General features: G+C 42.7%; 11 protein-coding genes. 1 reads left to right on the top strand and 10 read right to left on the bottom strand.

Annotated elements, in window-relative coordinates:
- Positions 1-80 precede the first annotated feature (80 nt).
- The 7 genes from ACX0G7_RS00640 to ACX0G7_RS00610 form a co-directional block, all read right to left on the bottom strand.
- Positions 81-2,048 (bottom strand): polysaccharide biosynthesis protein, encoded by a 1,968-nt coding sequence (locus ACX0G7_RS00640; RefSeq protein ID WP_458921464.1) that lies wholly within the window; start codon positions 2,046-2,048, stop codon positions 81-83.
- Positions 2,049-2,188: 140 nt separating this feature from the next.
- A complete protein-coding gene (locus ACX0G7_RS00635) occupies positions 2,189-3,358 on the bottom strand; it encodes a DegT/DnrJ/EryC1/StrS family aminotransferase (RefSeq protein WP_458921463.1) in 1,170 nt (389 codons plus the stop codon).
- A 265-nt stretch (positions 3,359-3,623) separates the two neighbouring features.
- Positions 3,624-4,298, bottom strand: a complete 675-nt coding sequence (locus ACX0G7_RS00630) for an HAD family hydrolase (protein ID WP_458921462.1) — start codon at positions 4,296-4,298, stop codon at positions 3,624-3,626.
- Positions 4,282-5,247 carry an ATP-grasp domain-containing protein gene (locus ACX0G7_RS00625; protein ID WP_458921461.1) on the bottom strand — a complete coding sequence of 322 codons (966 nt, stop codon included), beginning with the start codon at positions 5,245-5,247 and terminating at the stop codon, positions 4,282-4,284. The genes ACX0G7_RS00630 and ACX0G7_RS00625 overlap by 17 nt, the downstream gene beginning before the upstream one ends.
- Positions 5,244-5,858 carry a sugar transferase gene (locus ACX0G7_RS00620; RefSeq protein WP_458921460.1) on the bottom strand — a complete coding sequence of 205 codons (615 nt, stop codon included), beginning with the start codon at positions 5,856-5,858 and terminating at the stop codon, positions 5,244-5,246. Before ACX0G7_RS00620 ends, ACX0G7_RS00625 begins: the two co-directional genes overlap by 4 nt.
- Positions 5,842-7,014, bottom strand: a complete 1,173-nt coding sequence (locus tag ACX0G7_RS00615; RefSeq protein WP_458921459.1) for a glycosyltransferase family 4 protein — start codon at positions 7,012-7,014, stop codon at positions 5,842-5,844. The genes ACX0G7_RS00620 and ACX0G7_RS00615 overlap by 17 nt, the downstream gene beginning before the upstream one ends.
- A gap of 6 nt (positions 7,015-7,020) precedes the next feature.
- Positions 7,021-8,094 (bottom strand): NAD-dependent epimerase, encoded by a 1,074-nt coding sequence (locus tag ACX0G7_RS00610; protein WP_458921458.1) that lies wholly within the window; start codon positions 8,092-8,094, stop codon positions 7,021-7,023.
- A gap of 65 nt (positions 8,095-8,159) precedes the next feature.
- On the opposite strand from ACX0G7_RS00610, the gene ACX0G7_RS00605 reads away from it, so the two are divergent.
- Positions 8,160-9,140 carry a GNAT family N-acetyltransferase gene (locus ACX0G7_RS00605; protein ID WP_458921457.1) on the top strand — a complete coding sequence of 327 codons (981 nt, stop codon included), beginning with the start codon at positions 8,160-8,162 and terminating at the stop codon, positions 9,138-9,140.
- A gap of 9 nt (positions 9,141-9,149) precedes the next feature.
- Here ACX0G7_RS00605 and ACX0G7_RS00600 read toward each other — a convergent pair whose 3' ends face one another.
- The 3 genes from ACX0G7_RS00600 to ACX0G7_RS00590 are packed head-to-tail and all read right to left on the bottom strand — an operon-like array spanning position 9,150 to position 12,542.
- Positions 9,150-10,151 (bottom strand): polysaccharide deacetylase family protein, encoded by a 1,002-nt coding sequence (locus ACX0G7_RS00600; protein WP_458921456.1) that lies wholly within the window; start codon positions 10,149-10,151, stop codon positions 9,150-9,152.
- A 1-nt stretch (position 10,152) separates the two neighbouring features.
- Positions 10,153-11,412, bottom strand: a complete 1,260-nt coding sequence (locus ACX0G7_RS00595; protein ID WP_458921455.1) for a hypothetical protein — start codon at positions 11,410-11,412, stop codon at positions 10,153-10,155.
- A 5-nt stretch (positions 11,413-11,417) separates the two neighbouring features.
- Entirely contained in the window at positions 11,418-12,542 is a 1,125-nt protein-coding gene (locus ACX0G7_RS00590) for a glycosyltransferase (RefSeq protein WP_458921454.1), read from the bottom strand.
- Positions 12,543-12,556: the final 14 nt, after the last annotated feature.

The following is a 12,556-nucleotide window of genomic DNA, read 5'->3' as shown; positions in this document are numbered from 1 at the left end:
TATGAAAGTGACATCGGGAACAAAATATTGAAAGATAGCGTACACGTAACCGTATTTCTAATATGGAGATTACTGATAAACTATATGGCATTTGAAGCCATGTCGGAGTAGACTGAATAAACATTATTGTTCGTGTCCAGCAGCTCATACTTTGAGTTCTTACTTTTGAATTCAGGCACAAGTCTTTTCATTTTTCGGACAAGTTCATCGTTATTATCATCCTCAGTACACATATCAATTAAATTCTCAATCTCATTCCTGGTTTGCCTTGAGCATGGGATTACCCGGGCAATCTTGATCTTTTCATGATGAGTAGGCAAGGTCTTTTCTTCTTTATTCAGCAGTTCTTCGTATAACTTCTCCCCCGGACGCAGGCCCGTATATACGATCCTGATATCCTCATCCGGTGTAAGGCCCGCGAGGCGAATCATCTTTTTTGCGAGATCAACGATACGGACAGGTTTGCCCATATCGAAAATAAATATTTCCCCACCGGCTCCCATTGTGCCCGCCTCAAGAACAAGTTGCACTGCCTCAGGAATGGTCATGAAGAAACGGGTAATCTCGGGATCAGTGACGGTAACTGGTCCACCTTTTTGGATCTGCTCACGAAACCTCGGTATCACAGACCCGTTTGAGCCAAGAACATTTCCAAACCTTGTCGTAATAAATTTTGTATTCGAAATATAGTCGATATTTTGTAACTCACTATCATTTGATCTCCCACTCATAGATTGAACATACATTTCAGCGAGCCTCTTGGATGTGCCCATGATGTTCGTTGGATTGACCGCCTTGTCTGTGGAGATCATTACGAATTTTTGTGCTTTGTATGTGACAGCAAGATCTGCAAGATTTTTGGTCCCCATCACGTTAGTCAGGATAGCCTCCGAAGGATGGTGTTCCATCATCGGAACGTGTTTATAAGCCGCAGCGTGAAATACAACTTGTGGACGATAAGTGTTAAACATGATCTCCATTCTCTTATTCTCACGAATATTCCCAATAAAGACCCGGATCTTAATGCCTGGGAATTTTTCTTCAACTTCAAGCTGCATTTCGTGCAAATCAGACTCAGCCTGATCGCATAAGATGACCATCTCCGGGTTGTAGGAAAGTACTTGTCTCACTATTTCGGAGCCGATTGAGCCCGCTGCCCCGGTAACCAGGATTCGCTTGCCCTGGAGGTCATTTGAAACGATGCTGTTATTGATAATGATAGGCTCCCTTTGAAGAAGATCCTCAATTTTAAGTGCCTGGATCTGGTTTGAGCTCAGCTTGCCAGAGGTCCACTGATCTGATGGCGGAACGGTAAGAACCTTAATGCCTAACTGTAGACACTTTTCAATTACCAGTTTTTTATCAATGCTGGTTAATTGCTCATTCATCAGAATAAGCTTGGCAATATTTTTCTTCTCTTTCAAAGAGGCCAGCTCTCGCAGGTGATACACTTTCTTTTGCTGAATATAGGTGTTGATCTTGCGATTATTGGCCTCAAGAAAACCTACTATTACAAACTTGTTCGTATTTCCTGACTCCATCGCCTGTTTTAACAGTATGGAGTTGTTATCTGAACCATAGATGAGGATGTTTTCCTTGTCTGGCGTAGTGTTTCTCTTTACATAGTTATAAAGTTCCTTAACACTGGTCCTTAACATTACAAGAAGGGTCGAGGCAATGAAGAAGTTGATAAATAATACCGTACTGATTCTAAGCGAAGCAATATTGAGGTTATTCACCATTATGAACTGAACAGCAATCGGATAGACCAGGCTTGTTACGAACACTGAGAGAAATATCCGAAGCATGTCCTTAATGTTCGAATAACGGATCAGGCCCGTATGCACACGCATGAGATAGAATACAATTCCGGATATAAGGCAATACAAGCCTGTATAGAAGAAAAAGTGTCCTCTAAGGATAGCCGGAAAGTCAAATTGCTTCACCACGAAGTAGGATAACGCAAACGAAGAACCGCTGATAACAAGATCGACCAGTAATATAACCCACCTGGGTAATACTGTAGCATTTAAAAGTAACTTTTTCATGGCCTCTAACAAGGGTTTAGATAATGAAAAAGGATATCGGCCATGGATTTTTATAGGATGTGTGGCTTCTGGTGGACTTTTTAGGAAAAGAGATTATGTAGGAATTACGGGAGGATGTTGGATAAATAGTATTACAAATACTAGACTAGTTGCCTTCTATCAATTATCCGGCCAGCTCGTGAACTCACATCTTGTATTACTGACAATACACGATTTAATTCATCATTCGTGAGATTTGATCCGGACGGCAGACAAAGACCTGTTTCAAAAAGCGTTTCACTAACCTTGTCTCCGTAATACGGGGCAGATTCGAAAACGGGTTGTAAATGCATCGGTTTCCAGGGGGGCCGGCTGTCGATATTTTCTTTCACGAGGGCTAACCGAATATCCTCGCGTGAAAATCTGTCAGAATGAATTTTAATTATACTGAGCCAATGGTTTGAAAAATAGTTTTCATCCGGTACTCCCACACAAGTAATATCGTCGGCAAGAGAAGCAAGATTTGACTTATAGAACTCAAAATTACTCCTTCTCTTGTTGATCCGGTCCCTCAGCACCTCCATTTGTCCCCGACCAATTCCAGCACAAATATTACTCATCCGGTAGTTGTACCCTATCTGCGAATGCTGGTAATGCGGGGCTGGATCCTGGGCCTGTGTTGCAAGGAACCTCGCCTTCTTTACATACTCTCCGTTTGCTGATACAAGTGCACCGCCACCCGACGTGGTGATGATCTTATTTCCATTGAAAGAAAGTATCCCTATATCCCCAAATGTTCCCAGTGGTTGACCATTAAACGTTGAACCCAGCGCCTCTGCAGCGTCTTCTATCACCGGGATATTAAATTTCCTGGCTACAGACATTATCTTATCCATTTGTGCAGGCATCCCGTACAAATGAACCACTAAGATTGCTTTAGGTAACTTTCCTGTTTTTTGAATTCGGTCGCTGATCGAGGTTTCAAGATACTCCGGGGAAATGTTCCAGGTTTGTTCTTCACTATCCACAAAAACCGGGGTTGCACCCTGATAAACGATTGGATTGGCTGATGCAGAAAAAGTCATAGACTGGCAAATCACTTCATCTCCGTGCTTCACCCCCAGGATCACTAATGCAAGATGTATTGCTGCAGTTCCTGAACTAAGCGCTGCAACCTGAATTTTATTACCAAGAAACTCCTTCAAATCCTGCTCGAAACCGTCCACATTGGGACCGAGTGGAGCAATCCAGTTCGATTCGAATGCCTCATTAATATAGTTTAGTTCCTGCCCTCCCATATGAGGAGAGGAAAGCCAAATTTTTGAATTCATTTTATAGGGTAAACCGTTTTTGATTAAGAAAAGCTATTTGACGACGGTAGGCATCTCTAAGGAAAATGGAAGGGATTTGAAAGATTATAATTGGAAGCACAATATCTAAAGAATTATTGAATCCGCAAAGTATAATCTCCAAAAAAAATTAATTCAGGTAATACTACCTCCATACCTCTTCATAAATTACCCACTAACCATGATTTCAATATAAACTGCTGTAAACCAAGAATTCTACACAATTTAATAATTTACATGGAAACGCTTAATTACGTTCATCGGTCAGGGTTAGATCACCGAAACCTGCGACAACAAACTGGGGAATTTCTATGCCATCAAAACGCTGTTTGTGGATATTTTTTCCACTATCTTTTACGCAGATCGTGGTCCATCCCAGTCGTGCAGGAGTAATAAAATCTTTGCTTGTATTATCACCAAAATAATAAAATTCGCTGTCAGGGTATTTCAACACGAAATGAAGATAATTGCGTTCATCAGGTTTTTCTGATCCGAATTCTTCCGAGATAATGATCTCAGAAAATAAATCTTCGATTCCCAATGCTTTTAACTTATTCCTCTGGGTTACGCTCCTGCCATCGGTTATAAGGCCAGTGGGTATTTTTCGTGAGCGAACCTCGCGAATAAAGGCGGCCGTTTCAAGGCTGAGCCTGATTTCGGGTATATGTTCCCGGTAGGTACTGATCAACCATGCAAGATTGAGTTCACCCAGTTGCTCTTTGTATTGGTCAATTATCCATGCGAAAACGTTTTCGTTACGATGATAACGCGCCAACATCTCTTCATAGATATACGAATTTATAGAAGGCTCAATGGCCGATGCAATGTGTTTATAAGCTGAACTCAGAAAGTCTATTTCCTGGTAAAGCGTATCATCAAGGTCAAAAACAAAAAAAGTGCGTGCGTTAATTTTTATATCCATGAATGATAACTTCATCGTCATACCGGAGCATGAGCAGCTGATCTTCCCAGCCATCGGTATAGCTTATGTCCTGGTGTAAAAAGTATTCGTTAATGAGCCATAAAGGATAGTTTGCCCCTGCCTGGTAGCTCAGAGGGTAACCACCGCCGAAGCGCGGGTTGATCTCGATGGCAACTATTCTTTCGTTCGTTTTATGGAGAAACAGCTGTAGTGTGAGGCAACCGATAGCACCCTCAATAAAAGCCAGTTTGTGTTTCAGGTACGGGACGATCACATTTTTGCAGGTTAGTCCCTTGTTGATCTCCCCTGCCCTGACGAGCATCCTTTTCCGGGGAACTATACATTTCAGCTGATTTTTCCGGTCATAATACATATCTACGGTGAACTCGTCATAGTGCTCCTTGTCCATATATTCCATAAACATGAACCTGGGATTGCGAAGGAGTTCGGCGGTGAGCTGATCTTTTGACCTGACCAGGTAAGTGTCTGCGCTCAGGCTTCCGTCAAAAGGCTTGATAAAAAGGGGAAACTCCGGCGCGTTTTTGTCAATGGACCTCGGAATCTCAATACCTGAATCAGTGAAAAAGTTATTGATCCGTCTTTTGTCCCGGCATTTGGCAGTGAATACTTCGTCGCAAACGATTAAATGAATTCCGGCAGCAAAAAAGTCGGCTTTATGAGACGAAAGTACCAATAGTTCGGTATCGATGGTGGGTACCACCATCGTGATTCCATTTTCAACACAACACGTTTTGAGCTCCGGGATATACCCGGGATCGGTGACCCTTTTTACCTGGAAGTAACCGTCGGAAACATTACACGCAGCACTCAGCTGCGGCTGCATATCGGTTGTAAACACTTTGCCATCGGGAAACACGGATTTTAGCTGTTTTTGAAAAGCCCTCACAAGAGAAACCCGCTGTCCGGCTGAAGTAATTAATATGTTCATGATTTACTGCCTTTGAAATGAGGCATTGTCGCATGGCCGTCCTGGCTGATGCCCTCTGTTTTAAAAACTTTTTTTATGGTGAGCCAGAGAATCCTGGCATCGAGTGATGGACTCAGATGATCGGCATACCATACGTCGAGCTCGAATTTTTTCTCCCAGCTGATGGCGTTTCTTCCGTTTACCTGTGCCCAGCCGGTTATGCCAGGTCTCACTTCATGCCGGCGATGCTGGAACGGTGAGTACAACGGCAGGTATTCCACCAGTAATGGTCTCGGCCCTACAAGACTCATATCTCCTTTGACCACGTTGATAAGCTGGGGTATTTCATCGAGCGAAGTCTTGCGGATGAACTTACCTATGGCGGTCAGTCTTTTTTCATCCGGTAAAAGGTTCCCGTCAGCATCCCGGCGATCATTCATTGTTTTGAATTTTACCAGCATGAAGATCCGGCCGTTTTTCCCTGGCCTGCGCTGGAAAAAGAATGGCTTTCCCTGGTTAGCAATAAACAGGAAAATAGCCACTGCCAGGATAAGCGGAAATAACAGGCATAAAGCCACGAAGCTGACTACCAGATCAAGCAATCTTTTTAGAAAATCACGATAAAACTGCATGGTGTATTTGTTCCTCGTATTCCTTTAATATTAAGTTCCAAAGGTATTTCTGTTCGTACCGGCTAACAATCATTTCCCTTGCTTTTGATTTCATATGGGCGTACAATGCGGTATCTTCCAGTAATTTCGTCATTGCAGTGACCAACTGCTCAACACTTTTCGGGGAGATTATCAACCCGTTTTCGCCTTCAACAATGATCTCATTGCATCCGTTTATGTCTGTAACAATGCTTGGCAGATCAAAGCACCCTGCCTGCATGGGCACATTAGGAAATCCTTCCCGGTAAGATGGGAAAGCGAGCACATTGCTCACCAGGTAATACGGCCGCACATCCTGCTGAAATCCTACTAGTGTGATACGATTGTCTTGTGAAATGGCAGCCGTTATTTGTTCCGAGATCGGGTCCAGCTCGGGTTCAAAAGGCCCGACCAGCAATAATTTCACCGCAGGAAATTTATCTTTCAGCTTTTTGAAAGCTTCAACAAGTTCTTCAATGCCTTTATCCCTCACAAGCCTTCCGATGAAAACAAACACAAAATCTGTACTTACTATTCCCAACGCCTGCTTCAGGTCTGCTGCCGTTTGATCAAGTGCCGGCGTCCTGCTAAAGAATGAAGTATCAATACCATTGCTGCTCCCGTTGCCGAGTACCTTGATCTTGGCGGGTGAACAGAATTTGCGTTTCAGGATGAAGTTGGCGAGATTTCTTGAGTTTGGATACACTTTCGTGGCTGCCCCATAAGTAAGCTTTTCAACGTTTTCAAGTAACAACCTCTTTTTTCCTGTGGCTTCCACCAAGGGAAGACCTGCCACCGTATGGAGGCGAACTGGAACACCTGCAAGGCGCCCTGCCAACATCCCCAATAGTCCTGCTTTTGGGGTATGCGTATGAACTATCGCCGGTTTTTCTTTTTTAAATAAACGATAAAGCTTCCAGATCGCTTTAAGGTCCTGCACTGGTGTAATGGCCCGCGTCATATTTACCCCCACCGTGCGGATGCCTTCCTGTTCAGAAACCTCCCCGAGTGTTTTTCCAGGTGATGAAACACCAATAACCTCGAAATAGGCACTCATAAACCGCAATTGTTTTTTGAGCAAAACCTTCAATGAGATAGGCACTGTAGTGATCCTGATAATTTTGTGCTGGGTCGACATTCTTAATTATTTCGCTATAGCAGCCGGCTGCACTTTATAATATTCACGGAACCACTTTATAAACTCACGGATTCCATCGCTGATAGGGGTCGACGGACTGTAGTCGAAATCATTGATCATTTCAGAAACGTCAGCATAGGTGACAGTCACATCACCGGGCTGCATCTCTGTCATCACCTTGTTGGCTTTCACGCCAAGTTGTTCTTCCAGCGTTTCGATAAAGTCCAGCAGGTTGACTGGTTTGTTGTTGCCTATGTTGTAAATACGGAAAGGTGTTCTTGACCTCGAGGGGTCGGGCTGGTGGTCGTTCCATTCCGTAGAAGGCCGGGCAGGTGATGGAATAACCCTGACGATACCGTTAATGATATCATCTATATAGGTAAAATCCCTCCGCATCTCGCCACCATTGAACACACGAATCGGTTTGCCTTCAAGTATATTGTTAGTGAACGAAAAATAAGCCATATCTGGCCTGCCCCAGGCACCGTAAACCGTAAAGAAACGTAAGCCGGTTACCGGTAAATTATATAGATGACTGTACACATGAGCCATTAGTTCATTGCTCTTTTTTGTGGCCGCATATAACGATACGGGGTGATCAGTATGCTGGTCAACCCTGAAAGGAATTTCTGCATTTAATCCATAAACGCTGGAGCTGCTTGCATATACCAGGTGTTTGACTGAGTGATTTTTCGAGGCCTCGAGAATGTTTGTGAAACCGATCACGTTACTGTGAATATATTTCAGCGGCTTTTCGATGCTGTAACGAACGCCTGCCTGCGCGGCGAGATGACAAACCATATCGAATTTCTGCCTCGCAAAAAGGCCTTCAATATTCTCATCATCTTCAAGATGCCCAAGCATAAATGAAAATGCTTGCATAGATCTGCTAGGTGTGAGTTCGTTGAGTACCAGACTTTCCCTGGAAATTCCCAATTCATTCAACCGGCCATACTTCAGATTTACGTCGTAATAGTCATTGATATTGTCCAGACCGATAACCTCATATCCTTCTGATACCAATTTTTTCACGAGATGAAATCCAATAAAGCCGGCCGCGCCGGTGACTAATATCTTCATTGTTTAATTTTTTTTGTTTTAGAGGGATAATTGGATTTAAGTATTATTTTCAAAAAAAATATTTGATGCACATCCGACCTGCTACCTCCAAAGATAAACCTGCAATTATAGAATTGCTACGAAAATCACTTGGTGAATCTACGATACCAAAATCAGAAGCCTTATGGGCCTGGAAACACGAAGAAAATCCGTTTGGAAATTCCTACGTACTTCTTGCAGAAGAGAACGAAGAATTGATAGGTCTTCGTGCATTTATGCAATGGAAATGGCAATGGGATGATAAAAGTTTTAGCAGCATCCGCGCCGTAGATACTGCCACACATCCCGCACACCAGGGGAAAGGGATCTTTAAGAAACTCACACTTGATCAACTGGAGCGCTGCCGCAAAGAAAATATCAGCTTTGTTTTCAATACGCCCAACAGTCAGAGTCTGCCCGGTTACCTGAAGATGGATTGGAAAGTGCAGGGCAAAATGCCATTGAAAATAAAAGTGCTTAGTCCCCTGAGAACTGCAGCGAGGCTACTGCTGAAAAACAAAATTGCCGTCAGAGTCAATAACACCGAAGTTGAGTGGAACAGGGTATTGAAAAACTTAACTAATCTCCAGGTTGTGAAAATCAGCGGCCTTCATACCCCATGGTCAGCTTCGTATATGCAATGGCGTTATGCCCGCAACCCATTGTTTCCGTATAGTTTTATTACTGATGATAAAAACTATATCCTGATTTATCGTATCAAAGAGCATAGCCGTTTTTCTGAGCTAAGACTAACAGATTTTTATTTGTTTAACAAAGAACCGGGTATTAAAACAGACATTTCTTTCAAACTAAAACGGGTGGCCAGGGAAACTTCTGCAAATTTGTTAACAATTTCCGGTCGGCAGTTGCTTGCATATAGAGATTACCTTCCTGGCTTGGGTCCGATCCCCATTCGTAATGCCGGCCCGACCATCACATTACGGAATCTCACCGCTACCGGAGAATTTGATAAACTACTTAACATTGACAACTGGTCATATAGCATGGGAGATCTTGAATTGTTTTAAAGACAATTTTTAGCTTCTATTAATTCCAATCTTTTTCTCGAAATAGCTGGCATATTCGCCCATATTCCAGCTGGCCATTCCATATTTTTGTTTGCATTCACTATAAAAACTCAATACCTGTTTAAGGTTCGCCAGATTTTCTTCCGGGTAGTCACCGAAGTTTTCCGGATGCCACCACAGATGATAGCACTCTTTTTTTGTTGCTGCGGTTTTCATTTCGCCCATCAACCTGCCAAGCACAAGTCTGTTTGCAAGCTTATACCGTGGATGCCATGGTCTTAAGAACCTGCTCGCCGGCACCTGGATCGGTTCCCCATCTACAACTTTTATTGAGCTGATTGAAAAAGATGTTCTTTTAGAAGCCATTGGCAAATAAGCGTCGCCGGTACGGAAGATTTTCCGGACGAGGTTACCTCCTTTGTCCGGTACCGGGCGCCAGAACCAATCTTCAGGATTTGACCTGATGGTTCTGATACCATTTTGGTAACAGACTTTTAAATGATCAGGGTTAAACTGGTTTCTTGGAAATACAAGAGACACAGTAGTAGTATTGAACTTTGATGCGGCAAGTTGTACCGATCGTAAATCGGCATCAAATGCATCTTCACCATGCAATTTTTCCAGACAATAATAATGACTGAATGTATGAGTGCCCAATTCCTGACCTGGATATGATAAGATTTTCTCAATCATTTCCGGCGCAAAATGTGCCCAATTGTAACTTGGGGCAAGCCCGTTTTCACGTACATACCGATACGCTGAATAAACATTGTTTTCATACTCAGGTTCCTTGGCAGGTTTCAATTCCTGCCATTCCTGCTGATCTTTTGCAAAAAGAGATCCCACGGACGCCCAGGTTACATGTACTCCATGTTTATCAAAAAGTTCCAGCATATCTGGAATCAGCCGCAGGGTATTTTCGTAACAGCGTTTTCTTTCGTCTCTGTTCCTTTTATCGAATACACCCCAGTGGAGCTCAAAATCAAGACTTATTGTAAAAATTCCGTTCATGTTATAAACCATTTATCCCTGCCTGGTATTGGCGTTCAGATTCTTCTTCCTCCAACTTCTGGTCATTCATATTTTTCTTTCTCCTGGCCATAACTTTGTTTTGCTTATAGTCAAGGAAGGCGATGATAATAAACAGAAAAAAGTACATCACCATGCTTTTTTGTCTGATGATTATTCCCATATTTGAAAGAGTAGCGGACATAGCAAATGACGTTGCCAGAAACGCTACAGCACAGGTCTTTACGAGTGCTGAACTTTTTTTAATAAAACCAAAAAAACCGGGTTTGAAAAGATTTGCCGCCAACATTATATAAACAACATTTTCAAATGATACGACCAGTCCGGCCGCTCCGGGAGCATCAAAAAAAAGTGGCCTGAACCAGAATGTAAAAAGTTTTAATATCACCGGATAATTTGAAATGTCGACTCCTGTGTTGGATTTTGCAAGTTCACCTGAGCGGGTAGTAGAAAACTTGTCAAAACTTTCAACCAGGTTTTCGGTGTCCAGTCCCACAAATGCGATAATGGTATTATACATTATGGCAAGCGTAATCGCTGAACCGACAAAAACTATTGCCTTTTGATATGCAGGCACCTTTTGCCTGCCTGTAAACATTCCCACAAGAATACCGACCAGCATGAATAGAAATACATGCGGCCGCACATGATAAACAATTACCATTCCAAGTAACAAAGCCATTTTCCGGTGGCTCAGTTTGCTTAGTCCGTACATCGTCATCGCCAGCCCCCAGAAAATGATCGCACCTTTACCCAGTGATGCAGTCCAATAGTGCATATTGGGCAGGAAGATAAAAAGAGTGATCATGTCAATGCCATTCTTTCTTCCACCCAGGGATATATTTGGTAGTAATCGGTGCGGATATGTAATATTTTCCTTAAAGAACACATAAAAATAAACAAAGCCCCAGTATCCCATATATGTAAACAACACCATCATCATTTCATAGCTAAAACCCAGGTGTTTGACAAATGGGTAGGCTATGAAATCAATAAATTGAGTTCCCGTAGTATAAATGCCGAGCCAGTCATAATGATAATACAAGGATCTTTGGAAGTAACCTACGGAGTCAGACCGGGAGTCCATCACCATAATATAATAAACCAGTGCAAAGAAAATGTGGTACCAATATAACCCCTTCATCAGGTTTATATCAAACCATGGTTTACCAACCCTGAACGAGTTCAATAATGGCAAGGTTATACCAAACAACACAAGGATTAAAATTATAGCTCCTATCACCTGACCTATTTTATTGTTTCAAGATAAATCGCTTCAAGTTCGCCAACCATCTTTTCCATGCTGAAATTGTTGATCACTGTTTTCCTGGCAGCTTCCCCCATAGCACGAATCTTAAACCGGTCCCGGATAAACGGTTCGAGTTTTTCTGCAAGCATCATTGGATCAGCAACGGGTACCACTACCCCATTTAATCCATCTTTAACCAATTCGCTGATCCCACCCGCTTCAGTACACGCCGGCATCACTTCCATGCTCATAGCCTCTAATAAAGCTATGGGTAATCCCTCAAATTCAGAACTCATCATAAATATATCCATTGCCCGGAGATATGGTCTGATTTCCGTCTGCAAACCTGCAAAATGAACATATCCTGATGTTTGCAATTCTGCAGCTTTTGCAAAAATTTCATCCTTTAACACCCCATCCCCGATAATGATGAACCTCACCTCCGGGAATTTTTCGTGAATCCGGTGAGCGATTTCCAGCCACGTAGTTAATCTTTTCTGGGCGCGGAACACACAGGTTATGCCTATCAGGATGGTATTTTCCGGTATTTTGAATTGTCTGCGGATATCGGGGCCAACATGGTAAGAATCAGAAAATTTTACGGTGTTAATGCCGTTTAAGACTACCTGAACAATTGGCTTGCTGTTTTTATGATGGCTTTTTATCGAATTAGCTACCTCTGCAGAAACGGCGATGACTCTTTCCTGGCTTGAGTAAGTAATTTTGTTTAAATGGTAGGTAAGTTTGTGGTAGCGCTCCCATAAATTATGTTCTGTATAAACGACAGGCACACCAGCCAGCTTCCCTACTATTCTGCCGGATATCCCGGCCCAGGGAAGATGACAATGAATCAACCTGATGCCGTTCGCCTTAACATATGACAAAATTGATGGAATTTTCGCCATAATAGCGAGGTTGTTTTTCGCGGAATAACAGGTAACGACTCCGCCTGCCTCCCTGATAGCACTAACCATCTGATCTTTCCAGGGAATAAAATAAATATAATGAAACTTGTATTTTGACTGATCATGTTTGGCCAGGGTCTCGGGCAATAAGGTTTCCGCCCCGCCCCTGCCGAGTGATTTGATGATATGCAGGATATGTATCGTTTCTCTTTTTTCCATTTATTGAGCTCAAA

Source organism: Flavitalea antarctica, assembly GCF_054461535.1.
The sequence above is the reverse complement of the archived record's forward strand: the minus strand, read 5'-3'. Positions and strand labels throughout refer to the sequence as shown.

Excerpts from the sequence above, each read along its gene's own strand:
- ACX0G7_RS00640 (WP_458921464.1), bottom strand. The coding sequence starts at position 2,048 with ATGAAAAAGTTACTTTTAAATGCTACAGTATTACCCAGGTGGGTTATA.
- ACX0G7_RS00635 (WP_458921463.1), bottom strand. The coding sequence starts at position 3,358 with ATGAATTCAAAAATTTGGCTTTCCTCTCCTCATATGGGAGGGCAGGAA.
- ACX0G7_RS00630 (WP_458921462.1), bottom strand. The coding sequence starts at position 4,298 with ATGGATATAAAAATTAACGCACGCACTTTTTTTGTTTTTGACCTTGAT.
- ACX0G7_RS00625 (WP_458921461.1), bottom strand. The coding sequence starts at position 5,247 with ATGAACATATTAATTACTTCAGCCGGACAGCGGGTTTCTCTTGTGAGG.
- ACX0G7_RS00620 (WP_458921460.1), bottom strand. The coding sequence starts at position 5,858 with ATGCAGTTTTATCGTGATTTTCTAAAAAGATTGCTTGATCTGGTAGTC.
- ACX0G7_RS00615 (WP_458921459.1), bottom strand. The coding sequence starts at position 7,014 with ATGTCGACCCAGCACAAAATTATCAGGATCACTACAGTGCCTATCTCA.
- ACX0G7_RS00610 (WP_458921458.1), bottom strand. The coding sequence starts at position 8,094 with ATGAAGATATTAGTCACCGGCGCGGCCGGCTTTATTGGATTTCATCTC.
- ACX0G7_RS00605 (WP_458921457.1), top strand. The coding sequence starts at position 8,160 with ATGCACATCCGACCTGCTACCTCCAAAGATAAACCTGCAATTATAGAA.
- ACX0G7_RS00600 (WP_458921456.1), bottom strand. The coding sequence starts at position 10,151 with ATGAACGGAATTTTTACAATAAGTCTTGATTTTGAGCTCCACTGGGGT.
- ACX0G7_RS00590 (WP_458921454.1), bottom strand. The coding sequence starts at position 12,542 with ATGGAAAAAAGAGAAACGATACATATCCTGCATATCATCAAATCACTC.